Below are 22,917 nucleotides of genomic sequence, written 5' to 3'. Positions count from 1 at the left end.
AAAAGATGGAAAGCATATCAGAAACATATAAAAATGCCATCATCGGATTAACCGATGATGGCATTTATTTATAGCTGTTTATTCAGCGTCTTCATCAATTATGAAAGAAATAAGCAGATCTTCCTGATGTACGCTATCGCCTGCTTCGACGTAAATCTTATCAACCTTTCCGTTAACTGTTGCAACAACAGTTGTTTCCATCTTCATGGCTTCTACAGTCATAAGAGGCATGTTGACGGTGATTTCATCGCCTTCCTTAACAAGAACTTTTCCAACAGTACCAGGGATAGAAGAACCAAGGTGTGCCGGGTTGTTCTTATCAGCTTTAAGATGGCTGTCTGATTTTACTTCAAGTTTTTCATCAAGAATTCTTACCTGACGCATGCATCCATTGACTTCAAACTCAAGAGTTCTGTAACCTTCATCATCAGGGTCACCCATCTCTATGAATTTAATAATTAATAGCTTACCATCGCCAATGTTAAGTGTTGTTTCTTCGCCCTTAGCAAGACCAAAGAAGTATACATGTGACTCAAGACGGCTAACGTCATTATAAGCTTGATAATGTTCCTGATATTCATCATAAACCTTTGGATACAGAGCATAACTGATTTCCATAATCTCCTGTGATGAGCGATCCAGTTCATCAAAGATAGAGATGCTTGCAAGATGCTTTCTGATAGCATCAAAGTCAGCAGGAGGTAATAATTTACCAGGTCTTTCCGTAAGTGGCTTGATATCCTTTAATACAATCTTTTGAAGATCCTTAGGGAATCCACCATCTGGTTGTCCCATCATACCCTGGAAGTAAGAAACTACAGAGTCAGGATAAGCAAGAGCTGCACCATCGGTTAAGATGTTTTCTTTTGTTAAGTTGTTATTATACATAAAGATTGCAAGATCACCAACTGCTTTGGAAGTAGGTGTAACCTTAACAATATTTCCGAGCAATTCATTTGCATCTTTGTAAAGCGCTTTGATTTTTTCGAAATCTTTTTCAGTGGCACCCATGGATTTTGCCTGAGCAGAAAGGTTTGAATACTGTCCGCCAGGAATTTCATATTTATAGATGTCGGCGTTAGGAGAGTTGATATCAGCTTCAAAACTTTGATAAACTTTACGAACGCGACCATAGTAGCGGCTAAGTTCGCTTAAGTCGTCAAAGTTAAGACCAGTATCTCTCTTGGTTCCTTTGAGCGCTTCAACGACAGCATTCATAGAAGGCTGTGAGGTAAGAGTACTCATTGACTCAATTGCAAGATCGGCAATATCAACACCGGCTTCAGCTGCTGAAAGAACAGTGGCAACGCCTGCACCTGTAGAGTCATGTGTATGAAGGTGAAGAGGAATATGAAGTTCTTTCTTCAGTGCTCCAATTAATTCTTTAGCGGCATACGGTTTAAGCAGACCGGCCATATCTTTGATAGCAAGAGTATGACAACCTAATGACTCAAGTTCAACTGCTTTCTTCACATAGTAATCAAGAGTATATTTGGTTTCATCAGGACTTGTAATATCTCCTGTATAGCAGATGGTACCTTCTACAATCTTGCCGGTCTTTAATGCTTCTTCGATAGGCATCTTCATGTTCTCAACCCAGTTGAGAGAATCGAAGATACGGAAGACGTCAATACCATGGTTGGCAGCAAGTTTAATAAATTCTTGTACCACATTATCCGGATAGTTACTGTAACCAACTGCATTTGATGCACGAAGTAACATCTGAATCAATGTATTTGGCATACGTTCACGAAGAAGATCAAGTCTCTTCCAAGGTGATTCTTTAAGGAAACGATATGCAGTATCAAATGTTGCACCTCCCCAAGCTTCAACAGAAAATGCATTCTGCATAAAAGCATTGGTAGCATAAGCAGCGCCACATAAATCCTTGCTTCTCATACGTGTAGCCATCAGTGATTGCTGTGCGTCACGCATCGTTGTATCGGTTACATAGAGTTTGTCTTCTTTTAAAATCTTTTGTGTAAACGCCTCTGCGCCTAACTTTAAGAACTCATCACGAGCACCTGAGATTGGTTTAGAAGCATCATAGATAGGAAGAACACGATTATCATAATGCGGTTTTTTGCCATCGTTTGTGTTAACAATACGATTACCAATGAATTCTACATTCTTGGTTGCACGGTCCTGACTCATTTCAAGATTGAACAGTTCAGGGGTATCCTCAATGAATGTAGTATAACATTTACCGCTTTTGAATACTTCGTGATTCAGTACATTGATTAAGAATGGAATGTTTGTTTTTACACCACGAATACGCATTTCTTTCATTGCACGAAGGGATTTGCGAACAGCACCTTCGAAAGTACGGTCATGGGAAATTGCCTTAACCAATAAAGAATCATAGTAAGGTAAGATCTTGCCACCTGTATGAGCATTGCCACCATCAAGACGGATACCATTACCGGAACCTGTACGGTAAACGGAAATCGTACCGGTATCAGGCAAGAAGTTGTTCATTGGATCTTCGGTAGTAACACGAGTCTGGATGGAATATCCTGTACAATGAACAGATTCCTGGTTTGGGATGGCAATCTCTTCTGAATCAAGAGGGTATCCCTCAGCAACCAAAATCTGAGCCTGTACAATATCAATACCTGTAATCATTTCAGATACTGTGTGTTCAACCTGGATACGTGGGTTCATCTCGATAAAGTATGCATTGTTATCGGCATCAACTAAGAATTCTAAAGTACCGGCATTTCGGTATCCAACTTCTTTTGCAAGTCGAATAGAACTTTCAAAAATCAGTTGACGTGTATTATCAGGAATGGAGAAAGCAGGAGCGTACTCAACAACCTTTTGATGACGACGCTGTACAGAGCAGTCACGATCGTATAAGTGAACAATGTTGCCGTAGTTATCTCCTAAAATCTGAACCTCAATATGCTTTGGCCCACGTAAATATTTTTCGATGAAGATTTTGTCATCACCGAATGCCTTTTTGGACTCAGCTTTTGCTTCTTCAAATTCTTTTAACATATCTTCGCGACGATTTACGATACGCATTCCGCGACCGCCACCACCGTTGGAAGCTTTTAACATAACAGGATAGCCGATTTCATCAGCAACCTTTACAACGGTTTCTGCATCATGGATAGCATAATCAACGCCAGGGATGATTGGAACATCAGCTTTGATAGCCATCTGTTTGGATGAAATCTTGTCACCCATAGCATTCATCAATTCTGCAGATGGACCGATGAAAACAATACCGTTGCGCTCGCAGGCATTTACAAAATCCGGATTCTCTGATAGGAAACCGTAGCCGGGATGGATTGCATCAGCACCGCATGAAAGTGCGATGTCAATAATTGTATCTACATCCAAATAAGCATCGATAGGTCCCTTCTCCGGATTCAATTGGTAAGACTCATCAGCTTTAGAACGGAAGATGGAGTATTTATCTTCTTTCGAATAGATACTGACCGTCTTAATGCCCAATTCATTGAGTGCTCTAAAGACACGAATTGCAATTTCTCCTCGGTTTGCAACAAGTACCTTCTTGAATGGTTTAATCTGTTGGTTCATGATTTGATACCTCTCCTCTTTATTATTATCGTATTTACGACAGTTTAGTCGCATAAAGTATCATGTTAAGTATATGATAATCAATCTTCGTTTTCAAGTATCGATTCAAATCAAAGTCAGACCTCGTTGATATTCAATAAGAATGTCCTTATTACTGAGAATTCTTTGTGCATTTCGATAAATATCTGAGGCAAAAATATCGTGAGACAGTACTTTGGTACAGGCCGGATCGTTGAGTTTCCTGGCCATGCTTAGTCGGTCTATGATTGGAATCTTAGAATGAATTTTTAGTGTTTTTATAATGCTCGTTTGGCTTTGCCTACATCCAAGTATCCGGCAGTAAGGACAATAATTATGTTCCTTTGCAAAAGTTATCAGTTTATCTGTCTGAGATAAAAGCAGATGTGTCATAGTACGACTGATTCTGGTATAGGTATAATTCTTTGTTTTTAAAAGCTCGCAAAAAGAACTCCAGGAGGAAAAAGAAGTCCGCAGATTTTGAATACGATCGGCAAGATCGTGGTCAATTCCGTCTGTTTCCTGTAATTGTGTATTGCTTGCACAGGTGAGTGCATAGGAGAGAACATGGCTAAAATCATCTTCACATAAAAGCAGGTTGTCTTTCATACAAGTGTTAAGAATCTTAAACGAATCCTTTGGTAGAACCTGTTTTAGAAGCTGCATATTTGGAGCCGGTTTTAAGAGTTCACTTCGGATGGCACTTCCGGAGGCAAATCCGCAGGAATAGTCATTACTGTTATGCAAGGTACCTTTTCGAGTGATTACAACAGGCCTGATCGAAGAGCCGGTTTCGAGAAGGGCGCGAAGATATTCAAGAGCAAGTAGGTTATTTGGCTCATTAATATAGGAAGAAATGTCTTCGCCAATCATTTGGTTTAGTGCTTTTTGTCTTGCGAGTGGAAAGGATAATCCGTTTTTTAAGTGTTCTTTTAGCAGTGCTTGATATTGGATTGGTTCGTCTGACAAAATAGTGGCTAATTTGTTGAATAAAGACGCATCGTAAGTGGCACAACCAAATGCCAAATAATCTATGCAGCCCAAAGAATTTAACAAATGTATTGCGCCGTTGGCAAAATCATAAGCAGATGCGGTCGCCCATAATGTAGGGAGTTCTAGCACCACATCAGCGCCACCGCGAAGTGCCATTTCACAACGGGTAAACTTGTCAACGATAGCAGGAGCACCACGTTGTGTAAAATCACCACTCATCAGAGCGAGAATTTTAGTGTCGGGATGGTGTTCTTTTATATATGCAATTTGATATTGATGTCCATTGTGAAAAGGGTTGTATTCACAGATAATCGCAGCATATTTCAAAGTGTATTTCCTCCATAGTAATTGTAATATGTCTCTTATTTTATAATAGGAAAATTGAATACTCAAGTCATGTGTATGGTGAGAATACTTTGATATAAAACTAACGAAGTTAGAGACTTGTCGCAAATATTTTTAAGGTATATAATGTTAATGGTCTGACTATGAAATGGACAAAATAAAACTTTCTTTGGAAGGAGAAATTAAAATGGCATTTATTGATGAAGTAAAAGCAAAAGCTAAAGCAGAGAAGAAATTAATCATCTTACCTGAATCAGAAGACGATAGAACTTATTTCGCTGCTGAACAGACAATGAAAGAAGGAATTGCAGATCTTGTAATGATTGGTGCGCAAGATGTGATCGCTGATAGAGCGAAGAAACTGGGCGTTGATCTTACAGGCGTTAAGACAGTTGATCCTGCAACTTCTGATAAGCTGGATGCTTATGTTGCAAAACTTACAGAACTGCGTGCTAAAAAAGGCATGACAGAAGAAAAAGCTAGAGAAATTTTACTGAATGATTATCCAACATTTGGTATTTTGATGTTAAAGATGGGTGATGCAGACGGACTTGTATCCGGAGCTTGCCACTCAACAGCAGATATTTTAAGACCTGCTCTTCAGATCTTAAAGACAGCACCGGGAACAAAGATGGTATCTTCTTTCTTTATTCTTGATACACCTACTAAGGAATATGGCGCTGATGGCGTATTGATGTTCGCTGACTGTGCTCTTTGCCAGGATCCTTCATCTGAAGAGTTAGCAACAATTGCAGGAAGCTGTGCAGAAAGCTTTAAGACTTTCGTTGGTGCAGATCCTAAGATTGCATTCCTTTCACACTCAACAATGGGATCTGCTAAGCATGATCTTGTAGATAAGGTACACAATGCAGTAGATATTGCTAAGGAGGAATATCCATCACTTGACCTTGATGGAGAGCTTCAGTTAGATGCTGCAATTGTTCCTTCTGTTGGAGAACTTAAAGCTCCTAACAGCAAGGTTGCAGGACATGCTAACGTATTAGTATTCCCTAACATTGATGCAGGTAATATCGGATACAAGCTTGTTCAAAGATTTGCTAAGGCAGAAGCTTATGGTCCTGTGCTTCAGGGTATCGCTGCTCCTGTTAACGATCTTTCCAGAGGTTGCTTTGCTGAGGATATCGTAGGTGTTGTAGCACTTACAGCTCTTCAGGCTCAGCTTTCTAAATAATAATTCATAATAGGAACGAATTTCCCCGCATTTTTGTTGCGGGGAATTGACGGTTATAAACTAAATAATATTTAAGGAGAAATTAGAATGAACGTATTAGTAATCAACTGTGGTTCTTCATCACTGAAGTACCAGCTGATCAATTCTGACACAGAAGAAGTATTGGCAAAAGGACTTTGCGAAAGAATCGGAATCGATGGTTCTTTGACATATCAGAAGGCAGGTCTTGATAAGGAAGTTACAACACCTGCTATGCCAACACACAAAGAGGCTATTCAGCTTGTTCTTGATGCTCTTACCAATGATAAGACAGGTGCTATCAAGGATCTTTCTGAGGTAGACGCTGTAGGACACAGAATCGTCCATGGTGGAGAGAAGTTTGCAAGCTCAGCTATTATTGATGATGAGATGCTTAAGGCAGTAGAAGAGTGTAATGATCTTGCACCACTTCACAACCCTGCTAACTTAATCGGAATCAATGCTTGTAAAGAGTTAATGCCTAACGTACCTATGGTAGGTGTATTCGATACAGCTTTCCATCAGACAATGCCTGAAAAAGCTTATTTATATGGACTTCCATATGAGTATTATGAAAAGTATAAGGTTCGTCGTTACGGATTCCACGGTACAAGCCACAGCTTCGTATCTAAGCACATTGCTGAATTCCTTAACATGGACATTAACAACTCTAAGATTATCGTTGCTCACTTAGGAAATGGTGCATCTATCTCTGCTGTATTAAACGGCAAGTGTATCGATACTTCAATGGGTCTTACTCCACTTGAAGGTCTTGTAATGGGAACACGTTCCGGTGATATCGATCCTGCAATCATGGAATTCATCGCTAACAAAGAAGGTCTTGATATCGCAGGCGTTATGAACGTACTGAATAAAAAATCAGGTGTTCAGGGTATCTCTAAGGTATCTTCTGACTTCCGTGATCTTGAAGAGGGAATGAACGATGGTAATAAGCTTTGCGAAGCTGCAATTGAAGTGTTCAGCTATCGTGTAGCTAAGTACATTGGTTCTTACGTAGCAGCATTAAACGGTGTAGATGCTATCGCATTTACAGCTGGTATCGGAGAAAATGCTCCGCTTGTACGTAAGAAAGTTGTTTCTTATCTTGGATATCTTGGTATTACTCTTGATGAAGAAGCAAATGGAAATCGTGGTAAGGACTTAGTAATTTCTACACCTGATTCTAAGGTTAAGGTTGCTATCATTCCGACTAACGAAGAACTTGCAATCGCAAGAGAAACAGTAGCACTTGTAAAATAATAATGACTGAATGAACAAGGAACTTTTCGGTTTTGCCGAAAGGTTCCTTTTTTTGATTTGGAATAGGTTGTAAAGACTAATAATTTGTGCTTAAATAATATAAGGTATACATAACTAACCAAAATTCGACATAAAAAGCAAAAGATGGTAACGAGATAAGGAGGTTTAGAATGTATATTCAGATTGAAGATGTGAAGAAAAGCTATGGCGAAGGCGGCAGTTACACACAAGTGCTAAAGGGGATTACTACAAGCATTAAACAAGGGGATATGGTCTCGATTCAGGGGACTAGCGGATCGGGAAAATCAACTTTGCTTAACTGCGTAGGAGGTCTAGATCAGGTAGATAGCGGAAAAATTATGATTGATGGAAAGGATATCGTAGGACTTAAGACAGAAAAACTGTCGGATTATCGTCGTGAATATCTAGGATTTATTTTCCAGTTTTATAATTTGATTCCAAATCTTACGGTGAAAGAAAACATTGAAGCGTGTAAATATTTGACAAAATCACCCTTGGACATGGAAGAACTATTGCAGGTTTTGGGGCTGAAAGAACACGAGAACAAATTTCCGTCTCAATTATCCGGAGGACAACAACAAAGATGCGCAATTGCAAGAGCTTTGATTAAAAATCCAAAGCTATTACTTTGTGATGAACCGACAGGAGCATTGGATTCGAAGACGTCGAAAGAAATCTTGATATTACTTGAACAGATTAATCAGACTTATAAAACGACAATGCTGATCGTGACACATAATAATGTCATTAAGAATATGATGGATCAGGTGATTGTTGTAAAAGACGGAGTGATTAAGCAGGATTATCGCAATGAAACAAAGATTCCGGCAGCGCAGTTGGAGGATTTGTAAGATGCAAAAATTATTGTTAAAAAGAGTGATACGAGATTTGAAACGACATGCGGCGCGATATCTGGCACTTGGTTTTATGATTTTACTTAGCATGTATCTGGTTATTTCAGTGGTAGGTGCAGCACAGGTTATTATAAATGGAACGCATAGACTAGCTGAGGACAATCATGTGGAAGATGGATATTTTGAGCTGTTTGTGCCACTTGATGATGCGCAATATCAAACGCTGACCGAGGCCGGAGCAACGATTGAAGAGTGTTTTTATCAGGATTATGATGTGGATGATCAGACGCAGCTTCGGATATTTAAGAATCGAAAGAAAATCGATCTTGTGAATATCGATGAGGGAACGTCGTCGGAGGAAAATAATCAAATTGTTCTGGAAAAAAGATTCGCCGAAGAAAATGGTTTTGAAGTAGGCGATCGTATTATAATTGCAGATGTTACTCTTACGGTGTCGGGAATCGGATCAAGCCCGGATTATGAATCGGTACTTCAAACGCCCGGTGATGTAGGCGTGGATTCGGATGAGTTTGGTATCGCGTTTGTAAACGATGAAACTTACGAACAATTATTTGCAACGAATCAGGCTGTGACATCAGAAACGTATCAATATAGTTATCTGCTTGGTGATGAGCTGACTGATAAAGAATTAAAATCAATTCTTAAGGATTTTGAGCTGAATGCAGATGATGTGGATGATGAATATTTCCGAGAATATTATGATCGTATGTGTGGAACAGCAAAGGAACTCAAAGAGTATAAAGATGGTATCGAAGAATATACAAAAGGTGTCGAAGATGCACAAGAAGGAGCGGATGAATTAGCGGAAGGTGTTAGCGAATTTTCGAAGAATAAGTCAGAGATTGAGGAGAGTACTGATGGAGAGTTGTCAGACCTGACAGCCTTCGTGAAAGCGGAAAACAATCCGAGAATCTATGCGGCAGCATCAGATCTGTCTGTTAATTATTCTTCCGGGGTGGTAATCGGCGTTATCATAATTGTTTTGTTTACCTTTGTAATTTCGGTATTTGTAGTTCATCAGATTGATTCGGAGTCGCAAGTTATCGGTGCTATGTATTCGCTCGGAGTGAAACGAAGAGAACTGATTGTGCATTACATTATGCTTCCTACGATTGTAACTTTTGCGGCCGGATTGATTGGAACGTTGATTGGCTACTCAAAGTGGGGAATTACGACACAGATGGCGGATACTTATGCTTATTATTCTGTCCCGGATTTGGAACCGTCATTATCGGCAGGGCTTCTTATCTATGGCGTTATCATGCCGCCGATTGTGGCTTTAATCGTAAATGTTTTAGTGATTCAAAAACGTCTTAAAAGGACAGCGCTTTCGCTTCTTAAAAATGAGCAAAAACAAGGAAGAATTGCAAGCATTCAGCTTGGTGATATGAAGTTTTTAAAGAAGTTTTGCATCCGGCAGATTCTACGGGAGTCGCGTTCTTATGTAGCGGTTATGTTTGGAATGTTTATTTCGCTGTTGCTGGCAATGATGGGCGTGAATTGTTTGATGCTGTGCTTGCATTTGTGTGAGAATTCAGTAACAGATACAAAATATTCTTACATGTATACTTTAAAGTATCCGCAAGAAGAAGTGCCACAAAATGCACAAGAAGCATATGGCGTATCGCTTTCAAAGGAATGTTTTGGCTATCATTTTGATGTGACGATCCTTGGCGTAAATGATGACTTTAGCTATTTTGACGTAGAAGTGGGAGAAGGTACGAATCAGATTGCCATCTCTGATGCTATGGCAACCAAGTACGGAGTTGACGTCGGAGACGAATTGGTACTCGACGATGATGGGAATGACCGTAAGTATGCATTTACCGTAACTGATATATTTGAATATTCGTCAGGATTTTTTGCGGTGATGAATATTGATGATGCAAGGGAGTTATTTGAAGCACAAGAAGATGATTATAATATCTTGTTCTCCGATGAAGAACTGGATATTGAATCGGGCAGAATCTATTCTGTTGCGACAAAGGATGATGTGGAGAAGAGCGCCTTGGTCTTTTTGAACCTGATGAGCGGAATGATTTATGTAATGTGTATTGTGGCAGTCATAATCTTTGTACTCGTTATGTATTTGATGATGAAGGTTATGATTGATCGTTCTTCGTACAGCATCGCGCTTGTGAAGATTTTTGGATTTCGCAAGAGAGAGATTCGAAAACTGTATTTAAACGGAAATTTTCTTATTATTGCAATCGGAGCACTTATCTGCATTCCGGTATCAAAAAAGGTTATGGATCTTATCTATCCATATTTTGTTTCTAATGTTGCAATTGGAGCGAATTACTCTTTTTATTGGTGGATGTATCCACTCATCTATGTGTTTGTCATTGGGTGTTATTTTCTGACAAATGTATTGCTGATGAGACGCTTGGCTAAAGTGGAACCTAATGAAGTCTTAAAAAACAGAGATTAAGTATAAAAAATTATAAAAACAGGTTGACAAACGGCCCCTGGAAAAATATAATATCTTAGTACGCGTAATTGTTTGATAGGAGTGCGCCATGGTAATTGAGTTAAAAGAGTTATTAACAACGGCGGATAAGGAACAAACCTTTGAAGCAAAGCTTGAACAGACATCAGTTATGGTAAGCGGCGTTGAATATCCTATTGTAAAGCAATCACCGTTTACGCTGAGTATGAAGAATGTTTCCAATCGGGAACTTTGCATATCAGCTGATCTAGAGATTGTTGTTTCGATTCCGTGCGACAGATGTCTCGAAGCGGTTCGGCGAACGCTTTCTTTACAGATTGCAGAAAAGCTTAAGCTTGACGGAGCCGGAGAGATTGTGGCGGAAGAAGAAGAAACGGCAGACTATATGATAGGATCGGGCCTGGATGTGGATAAACTCATCTATGGAGAGATTCTGGTTAACTGGCCGGCGAAGGTTCTGTGCAAGGAAGATTGCAGGGGAATCTGCAGCAAATGTGGAACGAATTTAAATATTCGAACTTGCGATTGTGACCAGACGGAACTAGACCCGAGAATGGCAGTGATCCAAGATATTTTTAATCAATTTAAGGAGGTGTAACCAGATGTCAATTTGTCCAAAGAACAAATCTTCCAAGGGAAGAAGAGATAGAAGAAGAGCGAACTGGAAAATGAGTGCGCCTACATTAGTTAAATGCAGTAAGTGCGGAGAACTGATGATGCCTCATAGAGTATGTAAGTCATGCGGCTCTTACAACAAAAAAGAGATTATCCCTCAGGATTAATTTCATAATATGAAACGAATTAAGGATTTTCCGATTGGAAAATCCTTTTTTTAGTATAAGAGTTGTAAATATACGATACATTGTATGTTTTTGACGGAAAAGTTATATACGTAATTCGTTCGCACGTGGTATAATTTTCCTGTAAGATAATAAATTGGGACTAGAATTAGGAGGTGCATTATGAAACATTTTGTTATCGCAATTGGTTGTGATTTTGGAGCCGGAGGTATTGAAATAGCGAAGCTTATTGCAGGAAAACTAGGTGTAGAATATTATGATCGATATTTTATTGATGAGATAGTGAAAAAAACAGCTGCAAAGCGCTCGGATGCTGAAAAAGCCGATATGAAAAAGGGTGTATTATATGGTATGGAAACAGGTTCCGGCGTATATTATACTAATTTATCCAAGAAGGCAATTAAATTACAAGAGGAAATCATACAAGAACTTGCAAAGAAAGATTCGTGTATTATAGTCGGAAGAAGTGCGAATTATTACTTGAGAAATCGAGAGGATGTGCTGAGTATCTATATCTATGCACCGAAGGAAGCTAAGATAAAGCATATAATGGAAGAATATCATATCAGTGAGAAGAAAGCGGCTGAAATGCATAAAGAAAAAGAATTGGCATTACATGCAAGACACAAACAAATTACCGGAACATACAGAGGGGATCGGTATGGTCGCCAATTAATGATTGACAGTACTTTGTTTGGATATGTTAAAACTGCAGATTACATATGCAGGATTATACAGGAGAAGTTTAAGGATTAATACAATTAGGGAGGAAAACATTATGGACAAAAAGGCACTATATAATTTATCTTATGGGGTATTTATGCTTTCGACAAAATCGGGAGATAAAATCAATGGATGTATTACCAATACAGGAATTCAGGTGGCAAATAATCCGACAAGAATTGCTATAGCGGTGCTAAATTCTAATTATACCTGCGACCTTATAAAAGAAAGCGGAGTTTTTGCATTGTCACTGCTAGATAATACCATTACATTTGAAACGGTCAAGCATTTTGGTTTTCAGTCCGGAAGAGATGTTGATAAGATGGCGGGACTGAATTTTCCGACAGATGTCAACGAAGTTCCATATCTTGGCTGGCAGGCTTGTGCGGTAATTAGCGGCAAGGTTGTAGAGAAGATGGATCTTGGAACACATACACTGTTTGTTGCGGAGGTTGTCGATGCGAAAGTGTTAAGTGAAAATGCCCCTCTTACATATGCGGATTATCAGGCAGATATAAAACCAAAGCCGGCTAAAGTGGAAAGTGATAAGAAAATTGTTGGATGGAAATGTAAGATTTGCGGATATGTATATGAAGGAGAAACACTTCCGTCTGATTATGCCTGTCCGCTTTGCGGTCATGGACCGGATGATTTTGAACCAATCTATGAATAGAATTTGTTAGAAAGAAGGTAAAAAGGACCGTCATATGTGTGATGGTCTTTTTTAGGTTGTGAATCTGAAAAAAATGTTTTACAATTTTCATTGTTGGAAATGAAATGAGCAGGAGATAGAATTGTGGCAGAACATAAAAGAAGAGTACATTATTCCGGAAAATATCCGAGGAAATATGAAGAAAAATACAAAGAACTTCAGCCAGAGAAATATGCGGATATGGCAGAACATGTGATCGCAAAAGGTTCAACGCCTGCAGGAACACATATTTCCATTATGGTGGAAGAAATACTAGAGTTTCTTGATATTCAGCCGGGACAGATAGGTCTTGATTGTACGCTAGGATATGGTGGACATTCTGAAAAAATGTTGGAAAAGTTGTCCGGGAGAGGGCATTTGTATGCGCTTGATGTTGATCCAATCGAGTCGGAAAAAACGACAAAACGGCTTCGTGAAAAAGGGTATGATGAAGAAATTTTTTCCGTAAAACGGATAAATTTTGCGAATATAGATCAGGTTGTCAAGGAAACGGGAAAGTTTGATTTTGTGTTGGCTGATCTTGGGGTATCATCGATGCAGATAGATAATCCTGAACGAGGATTTACTTATAAAGCCGATGGACCTTTGGATCTTAGAATGGATCCGACACAAGGAATCAGTGCCGCACAAAGGTTAAAAGAATTATCAAAAGAAGAACTGATTGGACTTTTGACGGAAAATGCGGATGAGCCATATGCGGTGGAAATTGCCACGACAATCACAAGTTTTTTGAAAGCGCATCAACCGATTGAAACAACATTACAACTAAAAAAAGTAATTGAAAAGGCACTTGGTTTTTTACCTAAGGCAGAGCAAAAAGAAGCGGTAAAAAAATCGTGTGCCAGAACTTTTCAAGCGCTTCGTATTGATGTGAATCATGAATTCGAAGTGTTGTATCAATTTATGGAGAAGCTTCCGACGGTGCTCAATCCGGGTGGTAGGGTAGCTGTTTTGACATTCCATTCCGGTGAAGATCGATTGGTGAAAAAAGCATTTAAAGATTACTATCGTGCCGGAATTTATGAAAATGTTGCAAGGGAAGTGATTCGTCCTTCGCAGGAGGAATGCAGAAGAAATCCCAGAGCAAAGTCTACGAAGATGCGCTGGGCAATTAAATCTTGAGTTTGGTGGAGAATTATTATGACAGAGTTTGAAAAGTTTGTGCAGACGGTAGAGGCGCTTCGCGATCGACAACATGGGTGCTTATGGGACAAGGAACAGACGCATGAAAGCTTAAAAAAGTGTTGTGTAGAAGAAGCGGCAGAAGTTGTTTGCGGAATTAATATTTTGAGTCATACAGGGAACTGGGAGAACTTGAAAGAAGAATTGGGCGATTTGTTGATGCAGGTGGTTATGCATGCACAGATTGCGAAAGAGGAAGGGTATTTTGATATAGAGGATGTTATAAAAGGAATTAATGATAAGATGATTCGTAGACATCCGCATGTGTTTGGCGATGCTAAAACTTTTTCAAAAGAAGAATGGGAGCGCATAAAACATGAAGAAAAATTAGGGAAAGAATGGATGGAAGATTATTTGCCGGGGGCTTTTGAAGAGGCGAAAGGCCTTATCGATGTTGCAGCGAAGCGCAAACAGGAAAAAAGACGAGGTGACAAATTATGATTTTTATTGGAAATCATTTATCTGTTTCTAACGGATATTTGGAAATGGGGAAAAAAGAATCGGCCCTAGGAGGTAATACATTTGCATTCTTTACAAGAAATCCAAGAGGTGGAAAGGCAAAGCCGCTTGATATCAAGGATATGCAGGCGCTTGATCAATATATAAAAGAACATGAATTTGGGACATTGGTAGCTCATGCGCCTTATACCATGAATCTTTGTTCGTCTAAGGAAAGTGTTCGAGCTTTCGCAAAAGAGGCTATGGCGGAAGACTTAAAACGAATGGAATATCTGCCGGGGAATTATTATAATTTTCATCCGGGTTCTCACGTGGGGCAGGGAATTGGACCTGCCATAGAGATGATTGTAGAAGGCTTAGATCAGGCGATGTTTGAAGATATGCATACGACAGTGCTGCTTGAGACTATGTCGGGGAAAGGGACGGAAGTTGGAAGAAATCTTTCAGAACTTGCAGATATTATAAGCAAAGTTCGTTATCCACAGCATTTAGGAGTGTGTTTTGATACCTGTCATGTTTGGGATGGCGGATACAATATAGAGCAAGAATTAGATGAAATTCTAAAAACATTTGACGAAGTTATCGGAATTGATAATTTAAAAGCGGTGCATATTAACGATAGTATGAATATATGTGGTTCTCATAAGGATCGTCATGCGAAAATCGGAGAAGGTGAGATTGGAATTGCTGGTCTTAAGAAGGTTGTGCAACATCCGTGGCTTCAGAATAAGCCGTTTATTTTGGAAACGCCTAATGATGATGAAGGATATGCAAAAGAAATCGCAATGATAAAGGAATGGATGATTTAAGTGAAGAAAGAAGAAAAAACCAATGTGATGCGCTTGTTAGAACAAAAAAAGGTCCCGTACCGAGCTTATAAGCATGAGCTGGATGCTTCGGTGAGTGGAGAACAAGTGGCCATAGCTATGGGACAAGATCCGAATCAGACATTTAAAACACTGGTAACAGTAGGACATTCTAAGAGTCATTATGTCTTTGTTGTGCCGGTGAATAAAGGGTTGAGTCTGAAAAAGGCGGCAAAACTTGTTGGCGAAAAGAAGGTTGAAATGATTAAATCCAAGGAATTATTACCACTAACAGGGTATGTTCATGGTGGTTGTTCGCCGATTGGAATGAAGAAGTTTTTTCGTACAGTAGTTGATGAAAGTGCCGCTTCTTTTGATACGATTTTCTTTAGTGGCGGAAAGGTGGGACGTCAAGTTGAAGTGGCGCTAGACGACCTTTCGAAGATGATAAAATATGAATTAGGAGATGTCACAGAAGAATTATAGGAGTGATATCTGGGTGAAGGAGCAAGGCGGAAATTTATGGATATTGGAATTATTGGTGCCGGAAAGGTAGGATGTACGCTTGGCAAGTACTGGTCAGAGCAGAACAATCGAATAATCGGCTATTATGATACTAAGGAAGATGCTGCTGCATGGGCAGCTTCTTTTACGCATTCAAAAATCTATCGGACTATAAAAGAGCTGGTTGCAGACAGTGAGGTGGTGTTGATCACGGTACCGGATGGATTGATAGAAAGTGTCTGGCAAGAGGTTAAGACATGTTCGATACAAGAAAAATGTATTTTGCATTGTTCGGGAAGCATCAGTTCAAAAGTGTTTGAAGGCGCACTGAGTCTAGGAGGATATCCGGCATCTATCCACCCATTATATGCGGTTAGTGACAAAAAAAGTACATATCTTTCGATAAAAGATGCGGCATTTTCAGTAGAAGGCAATCCAAAAGCAGTTGCTGTTATCAAAGATATTTTTGCGAATTGTTCAAATCCTCTTTTGACATTTGATACAAATAAGAAAACGTTGTATCATACGGCAGCTGCTACGGCTTCAAATCTGGTTGTCGGACTTTTATCCATGGCGCAGGAAATGATGGAAGAGTGTGGATTTGATAAAGAAGAAGCGTTAAAGGCTATGGCACCGTTAATTATCGGCAATGTAGAAGCGGTTATTGAACGAGGACCGCAAGCGGCACTGACCGGTCCGATTGAACGTAATGATTTGATTACGGTTGAAAAACATTTATCTCAGTTGAGTCAGGAGCAAAAAAAGATTTATAAATCAGTTTCAAATCAGGTAATAAACGTTGCGCAAAAAAAGCATCCGGATAGAGATTATCATGCAATGAGGGAGTTGCTGCAAAAAGACTAAGGGGGCTTTGAAACATGTAACATTTAATGACGGTTGAGTTTTTTTGTTAGAAATGCTACAATTTCTTTGGGTATAAAGACAAAATTCACAGTTTATTTTTGTTTGCGCCAAGTTTCGTTTAGCAAGACTTGAATAATAATAATTGGGTGGGTACTGATGAAGAATATTTTATGCTATGGCGACTCCAACACATATGGATACAATCCATTGAATGGAATGCGCTTTTCAAAGAAGACCAGATGGACAGCACTATTGCAATCGAATCTTCAAGATTTTTGTGATTTGATAGAAGAAGGGTGCAATGGTAGAACAACGGTGTTTTCGGATCCAAAAGAACCATGGAAGAATGGTTATGATTATCTAAGACCTTGTCTTAATTCTCATAAACCGCTTGATATGGTGATTTTTATGTTGGGAACAAATGATTTAAAAAAACAGTTCAATGCCACCGCTATTGATGTGGCGAGAGGAATGGAAAAGCTTGTTGAGGAAACCATTTCGTTTACAAAGGAAAAGCAAGGGTATGTGCCTAAGATTATTTTGATGGCTCCGCCGATTATTGGAACGGGAATTAAGACAAGTGCTTTTAATTATTCGTTTGATGAAAGTGCAATTGAGCGATCGAAGGAATTGCCGGCATTATATGAACAGATTGCCGAACAGTATGGATGTATTTTTGTAAATGCGGCAGCTTATGTAAGATCGTCGAGACAAGATAGCGTACATATGATGCCATCGGAACACGAAATTTTAGCAAATAAGTTGAGCCGATTGATTCGTCTGATTGACTTTTGATTTGCCAAGGATATGATATTTGAAATGAAGAACAATGGGGTTACTGTGAAAATCAGTAACCCTTTTATTTGACATGGATAATTGATTGTGGTTTGATAATAAAGTTATGGGTGTTATTTTTAGTAGAGTATTTATATTGTTTGTCCTGATTTTTTTGGGATTTTATTTAGGAAAAAGAAATATATTGAGAGCTCAGTTTGCGCCGGATTTGTCTACTTTTATTTTAAAAGTGGCATTTCCTGCAACGGTTTTTTTGACGATGATTCGACCGTTTGAGAAGGAGCTGGTACAGCAAAGTGGTTTGATCTTAATCGCTGCTTTTATTATGCATCTTGGAGGAATGGTTCTCGGACTGGTTTTGATAAAAGTATGTCGTGCGCAGCGAAGCAATCGTGGCGTTTGGATCTTTTCTTGCATGTTTATGAATAACGGATTTATGGGATTTCCGTTAGTGCTGTCTTTATATGGGGACGAAGGTCTTTTTTTGATGGTATTTGCAAACATCATTACGAATTTTGTGATGTTTTCGTTTGGAATAAAGCTCTTAACAAAAGGATATGCGGTAGGAAAGACGGTAAGCATAAAGAAGATGTTTGTAAATAATATTAATATTGCAGTTGTGGTAGGTCTAATATTCTACTTTTTTCAGATTCCGGTTGTGCAATTGGCAACGGATTTATTAACTTATGTGGGAAATCTGACGGCCGGTTTGTCTATGATTGTGGTCGGACTATCGTTATCAAGGATTAATCTGAGAAATGTCTTTAAGGGGCGAGACGTATGGATTGCAACGATTATGAGACTTTTTGTGATGCCGTTACTTACGATTTTGGTAATAAAGTTGGTTTTTAAAGAAAGCAGCCTGATGATGCCAAAAGTGTTGGTTTTGATGTCGGCACTTCCGATTGCATCGGCAATATCTATTATTTCTGAGCAATATGGGACCAATACTGATCTGGCAGCAAAGACGGTTTTTGTTTCAACTTTATGCAGCTTGATTACGATTCCGCTTATGATGACGGTTTTTAATATGCTATAGAAGATTTTGTAAGGATGGATGTATTTTTATAAGGAGATATTACGATAGCGGTGCTATTTGTAATACGGTATTGGTTATAATATGGCAGGAAAATATAAGAAAAGAAAAGGAAAAAATGAAGAATTAAGATATATTCGAAAAGTAATCGGTTCGCAGATGAATCAGCTTTTGATGGAGATATCAACGGAAGAGATATTAGAGATTCTTTCGCAGAGAAAACTCTATGCACAAGAAGAAGGACGATTTGTGCCTGTGGAGGATCGTCATATTGATCAGACGATTTTATACCGCTCAAAAGAGGATGAAAGACAATCACAAAAGCATTCGATATCTTCTACATTTGCGATTCGAAATAAGCGTGGATTTCAGACGATTCGTAAAATGTATGTAAGAATCTATAAAGGGAAAATTATTTATCATCTTAAGAGTTTTGATGATTATGGAGCTAAAATTGCGGATCATATGCCGGAGCTTATTAATCGCTTTGTGAACCAAAAACTTGAGCAGCAACCGCTTGATCGTATGTTGATGATGCAGGGAAAAGCATTAGATGCCATAGGCTCAAATCCGAATTGTGAGCATCTTCGGATTGCAGGGCTGCACAGGTCGGTTTTGGATAGTATTCCGGATGATATTACGATGTTGTATCCGAATGCAAGACGATTGAATAGACAGTTTTATTTGCATGTTGGAGGCACGAATTCCGGAAAGACGTATGAAGCATTAAATGCCTGCATGGATGCAGCAAGCGGTGTGTATCTTGCACCACTTCGACTTTTGGCATTGGAATGTCAGGAGAAGATGCTTCAGCTGGGTGTCGTGTGTTCGATGATTACAGGAGAAGAGGAACATATTATTCCGGAAGCAACACATATGTCAAGTACGGTGGAATTGTTAGACCCCGATCATTATTATGAAGTATGCGTTATCGATGAGGCGCAGATGCTAAGCGATGAAATGCGAGGCTGGGCATGGACGAAAGCAATTCTTGGAGTATTTGCACAAGAAGTGCATGTGTGTATGTCTGAGGATGCGCTGCCAATCGTGAAGAAATTGATTGACAGTTGCAAAGATGAATATGAAGTTGTTTGGCATAAGAGAAACACCCCGCTTGTGGTAGAAAATGAACCATTTGATTTTCCGGACAATGTAAGAGAACACGATGCTTTAGTTGTCTTTTCAAGAAGAAATGTATTATCGGTTGCTTCTGAGCTCAAACGCCAAGGAATTGAAGCAAGTGTTATTTATGGTGCTTTGCCTTATGATGTTCGTAAAAATGAATTGCATAAGTTTGCAGAAGGTACAACAAAGGTGGTTGTAACGACAGATGCAATCGGTATGGGGATGAATCTTCCGGTTGAGAGAATTGTATTTATGGAAACGGAAAAATACGATGGAAAATCCAGACGATTTTTAAATAGTTCTGAGGTTAAGCAGATTGCCGGAAGAGCAGGACGCAAAGGAATCTATGATAAAGGGTATGTGAATGCAATTTCCAATAGGGGTAAGATGAAACATTTGCTCGAACAACCTTATAAGGCAATAAAAAAAGCACGTATTCAGATGCCGGAACGACTTTTGGATCTGGATTTGCCGCTTGCAAATACGCTTAATGCGTGGGCAAGAACTGCAAATGAAGATTTATATGAAAAGGCAAATATAGAAGAAAATTTAAGACGAATCAATCTCATTGATGAACTGATGGTGCAGTATGAGACGGAGCTTCCAAAGAAACTGCAATGGCAATTTGCACTGGTGCCATATGATGAAAAGAATAATGCGCTTGATAAGCTTTGGATGCACATCGTAACACTACATATTACGGGGATGGATATCTTTTGTGATTTCGATTCGCAGGTGCAGGATACGGAAAAACTTGATGAATTAGAGACCAATTATAAGAAGCTCGATTTGTATTTTTCATTTGCAAGAATCCTTCGATATGATAACGGAGAAAAGGAAGCAATTATGCGAGAAAAAGCACAGGTGGCAACTATGATTATGAATGCGCTTGGCGATATGGAAGCGCAACATAAGACGTGCAGAATGTGCAAAAGAAAACTTGCATGGAATTATAGATACGGAATCTGCAATCGTTGTCATGCTATGCAAACCGGAGGATTTTACAAGAAATATGTATCTGAAACTGCGGTAAAATAGTTGAATTTGAAATGAGATTATAGTATATTAAATTTCAGTCAGAGAATCATGAAAAACTGTGATTTTTCGATTGAAGAAGAGAAGGAAGCGAGGATGGATAATGCAGGATATGGTACGAGTTGCTGTTGATGCGATGGGAGGAGATAACGCTCCGGATGAAATCATCAAAGGTACCGTTGAAGCTGTTAATTCGCAGCAGAATATCTTTTGCTATCTGGTAGGAAAAAAAGAAGTGATTGAACCGTGTCTTCAGGCGTATTCGTACCCGAAGGAACGTATAGAAGTGGTTCACGCTTCGGAAAAGATTGAGACGGCAGAGCCGCCGGTTAATGCAATTCGTAAGAAGAAGGATTCCTCAATTGTAGTTGCACTTAAGATGGTGAAAGAAGGAAAGGCGGATGCATTTGTATCTGCTGGCAGTTCTGGAGCAGTACTTGTCGGAGGTCAGGTGATTGTCGGCAAGATTAAAGGAATTGAAAGAGCACCTCTTGCGCCGCTGATTCCGACTGAGAAAGGGATGTCTCTTTTGATTGACTGTGGAGCAAATGTGGATGCACGAGCTTCACATCTTGTGCAGTTTGCGCAGATGGGAACTATTTATATGGAAGGCGTTATGGGAATTTCGAATCCAACGGTTGCAATTGTGAACATTGGAACAGAGGAAGAAAAAGGAAATGCGCTTGTGAAAGAAACGTTCCCGTTGTTAAAAGAATGCGATGGGATTAATTTTGTCGGTAATATTGAAGCGCGGGAGATTCCGCACGGAGGCGCAGATGTGATTGTTTGTGAGGCATTTACCGGTAATGTAATTTTGAAATTATATGAAGGCATCGGTAGTGTGATGCTTGGGGCAATTAAGAAGGGGCTTATGGCCACTTTGAAAAGTAAGATTGGAGCATTGCTGATCAAATCATCATTGAAGTCAACGATGAAGCAATTTGACGCTTCACAATATGGCGGAGCACCTCTTTTGGGATTGAAGGGACTTGTGGTAAAGACACATGGAAGTTCGAAAGCAAAAGAAGTTAAGAATTCTATTATTCAATGTCAGACATTTAAAGCGCAAGATATTAATGCGAAAATCAAAGAACAATTAGGTAAAGAATAGAAAACAAAAGAGAAAAGAAAGGAATTTTAGATTATGGAGTTTGATAAGTTAAAAGAGATTATAGCTGAGGTATTAAGTGTAGATCCAAATGAAATCACGTTAGAAACAACTTTTGTGGATGATTTGGGAGCTGATTCTTTAGACATTTTCTCAATTCTTGAAGAAGTAGATGATGCTTTCAATATTGAGACTGAAATTGAGGATGCGGATAAAATCGTAACCGTAGGTGACGCTCTTGAACAGATAAAAAAAGCAATTGGTTAATCAAAAATTTTTTATTTTTCAGAAAGAAACTACAACACCCCTCATATAAGTATATGAGGGGTATCTTAGTGAAAGGAGAAGTATATGGAAGACGCAAAGAAGCTTGAACGGGAGATTGGTTATGAATTCAAGGATTGTGAATTGTTAATACAGGCATTAACACATAGTTCTTATGCAAATGAAAATAAGCGCCAGCATAGAAAAGACAATGAGCGACTTGAATTTCTCGGAGATGCTGTATTAGAACTGGTATCAAGTGAATTTTTGTTTGAAAAGTATTCGAAATATCCGGAAGGAAAACTTACAAAACTTAGGGCAAGTCTGGTATGCGAGCCAACTCTTGCAGATGTTGCCAATGTAATAAGGCTTGGAAATTATATCAGCCTTGGTAAAGGTGAGGATGCAACAGGAGGAAGAAATAGAAAGTCTGTACTTTCAGACGCATTAGAGGCTTTGATTGGAGCGATTTATTTGGATGGTGGTTTTGCTAATGCAAAAGAGTTTATTTTGCGCTTTATTCTGACGGATATTGAACATAAGCAGCTCTTTTATGATAGCAAGACTATCTTGCAAGAATATGTGCAGGCGAACTATTCTGAGCCGCTTTCCTACCGGCTGGTATCAGAATCCGGACCAGATCACAATAAAGTCTTTGTTGTGGAAGCTTATATCGGGGAAGAAAAAGTGGGACTTGGTGAAGGCCATAGTAAGAAGAATGCACAACAACAAGCAGCATACAAGGCTCTTTTATTGTTACAAAATAAATAAATCACGGAGAAGA

At 39.1% G+C, this 22,917-nt stretch carries 21 protein-coding genes; 19 read left to right on the top strand and 2 right to left on the bottom strand.

The features are described 5' to 3' along the window. Nucleotides 1–78: 78 nt before the first annotated feature. Entirely contained in the window at nt 79–3,549 is a 3,471-nt protein-coding gene (locus tag BLS20_RS07570; RefSeq protein WP_090173770.1) for a pyruvate carboxylase, read from the bottom strand. A 105-nt stretch (nt 3,550–3,654) separates the two neighbouring features. Continuing rightward, nucleotides 3,655–4,887, bottom strand: a complete 1,233-nt coding sequence (locus BLS20_RS07565) for a tRNA(Met) cytidine acetate ligase (protein ID WP_176762335.1) — start codon at nt 4,885–4,887, stop codon at nt 3,655–3,657. A 205-nt stretch (nt 4,888–5,092) separates the two neighbouring features. Here BLS20_RS07565 and pta point away from each other — a divergent pair, with 205 nt between their 5' ends. From pta to rnc, 19 genes are all read left to right on the top strand, one after another. Beyond that, on the top strand, nt 5,093–6,097 hold the full coding sequence (pta, locus tag BLS20_RS07560; RefSeq protein WP_090173768.1) for a phosphate acetyltransferase: 1,005 nt from the start codon (nt 5,093–5,095) through the stop codon (nt 6,095–6,097). Nucleotides 6,098–6,184: 87 nt separating this feature from the next. After that, a complete protein-coding gene (locus BLS20_RS07555; RefSeq protein ID WP_090173767.1) occupies nt 6,185–7,375 on the top strand; it encodes an acetate/propionate family kinase in 1,191 nt (396 codons plus the stop codon). 170 nt (nt 7,376–7,545) lie between these two features. Continuing rightward, the gene (locus BLS20_RS07550) at nt 7,546–8,247 is read left to right on the top strand and encodes an ABC transporter ATP-binding protein (protein ID WP_090173766.1); all 702 of its coding nucleotides are present in this window, start codon (nt 7,546–7,548) and stop codon (nt 8,245–8,247) included. 1 nt (nt 8,248) lies between these two features. Next, a complete protein-coding gene (locus BLS20_RS07545) occupies nt 8,249–10,702 on the top strand; it encodes an ABC transporter permease (protein ID WP_176762334.1) in 2,454 nt (817 codons plus the stop codon). Nucleotides 10,703–10,790: 88 nt separating this feature from the next. Then, a complete protein-coding gene (locus BLS20_RS07540) occupies nt 10,791–11,318 on the top strand; it encodes a YceD family protein (protein ID WP_090173764.1) in 528 nt (175 codons plus the stop codon). 4 nt (nt 11,319–11,322) lie between these two features. Further along, nucleotides 11,323–11,502, top strand: coding sequence for a 50S ribosomal protein L32 (gene rpmF / locus BLS20_RS07535; RefSeq protein ID WP_090173763.1), 180 nt, complete (start codon nt 11,323–11,325; stop codon nt 11,500–11,502). Nucleotides 11,503–11,682: 180 nt separating this feature from the next. Next, the gene (locus BLS20_RS07530) at nt 11,683–12,276 is read left to right on the top strand and encodes a cytidylate kinase-like family protein (RefSeq protein ID WP_090173762.1); all 594 of its coding nucleotides are present in this window, start codon (nt 11,683–11,685) and stop codon (nt 12,274–12,276) included. A 22-nt stretch (nt 12,277–12,298) separates the two neighbouring features. Then, nucleotides 12,299–12,916 carry a flavin reductase gene (locus BLS20_RS07525; RefSeq protein WP_090173761.1) on the top strand — a complete coding sequence of 206 codons (618 nt, stop codon included), beginning with the start codon at nt 12,299–12,301 and terminating at the stop codon, nt 12,914–12,916. Nucleotides 12,917–13,036: 120 nt separating this feature from the next. Continuing rightward, nucleotides 13,037–14,077 carry a 16S rRNA (cytosine(1402)-N(4))-methyltransferase RsmH gene (gene rsmH, locus BLS20_RS07520; protein ID WP_423230176.1) on the top strand — a complete coding sequence of 347 codons (1,041 nt, stop codon included), beginning with the start codon at nt 13,037–13,039 and terminating at the stop codon, nt 14,075–14,077. Nucleotides 14,078–14,095: 18 nt separating this feature from the next. Continuing rightward, entirely contained in the window at nt 14,096–14,578 is a 483-nt protein-coding gene (locus BLS20_RS07515; RefSeq protein WP_090173760.1) for a MazG nucleotide pyrophosphohydrolase domain-containing protein, read from the top strand. Next, entirely contained in the window at nt 14,575–15,405 is an 831-nt protein-coding gene (locus BLS20_RS07510) for a deoxyribonuclease IV (RefSeq protein ID WP_090173759.1), read from the top strand. Before BLS20_RS07515 ends, BLS20_RS07510 begins: the two co-directional genes overlap by 4 nt. After that, nucleotides 15,406–15,888, top strand: coding sequence for a Cys-tRNA(Pro) deacylase (gene ybaK, locus BLS20_RS07505; protein ID WP_341443199.1), 483 nt, complete (start codon nt 15,406–15,408; stop codon nt 15,886–15,888). A 36-nt stretch (nt 15,889–15,924) separates the two neighbouring features. After that, nucleotides 15,925–16,770: a Rossmann-like and DUF2520 domain-containing protein gene (locus BLS20_RS07500; RefSeq protein WP_090173758.1), complete on the top strand. Its 846-nt coding sequence runs from the start codon at nt 15,925–15,927 to the stop codon at nt 16,768–16,770. Nucleotides 16,771–16,926: 156 nt separating this feature from the next. Continuing rightward, entirely contained in the window at nt 16,927–17,565 is a 639-nt protein-coding gene (locus BLS20_RS07495; RefSeq protein ID WP_090173757.1) for a GDSL-type esterase/lipase family protein, read from the top strand. Nucleotides 17,566–17,671: 106 nt separating this feature from the next. Continuing rightward, nucleotides 17,672–18,604, top strand: a complete 933-nt coding sequence (locus BLS20_RS07490) for an AEC family transporter (protein WP_090173807.1) — start codon at nt 17,672–17,674, stop codon at nt 18,602–18,604. Nucleotides 18,605–18,685: 81 nt separating this feature from the next. Next, the gene (locus tag BLS20_RS07485) at nt 18,686–20,764 is read left to right on the top strand and encodes a helicase-related protein (RefSeq protein WP_090173756.1); all 2,079 of its coding nucleotides are present in this window, start codon (nt 18,686–18,688) and stop codon (nt 20,762–20,764) included. 100 nt (nt 20,765–20,864) lie between these two features. Further along, nucleotides 20,865–21,872, top strand: coding sequence for a phosphate acyltransferase PlsX (plsX, locus tag BLS20_RS07480; protein ID WP_423230175.1), 1,008 nt, complete (start codon nt 20,865–20,867; stop codon nt 21,870–21,872). A gap of 33 nt (nt 21,873–21,905) precedes the next feature. Then, nucleotides 21,906–22,136, top strand: coding sequence for an acyl carrier protein (locus tag BLS20_RS07475; RefSeq protein ID WP_090173755.1), 231 nt, complete (start codon nt 21,906–21,908; stop codon nt 22,134–22,136). An 84-nt stretch (nt 22,137–22,220) separates the two neighbouring features. Next, the gene (rnc, locus tag BLS20_RS07470) at nt 22,221–22,904 is read left to right on the top strand and encodes a ribonuclease III (protein WP_090173754.1); all 684 of its coding nucleotides are present in this window, start codon (nt 22,221–22,223) and stop codon (nt 22,902–22,904) included. Nucleotides 22,905–22,917: the final 13 nt, after the last annotated feature.

The organism is Eubacterium oxidoreducens, assembly GCF_900104415.1.
Lineage (GTDB): Bacteria > Bacillota > Clostridia > Lachnospirales > Lachnospiraceae > Eubacterium_C > Eubacterium_C oxidoreducens.
The sequence above is the reverse complement of the archived record's forward strand: the minus strand, read 5'-3'. Positions and strand labels throughout refer to the sequence as shown.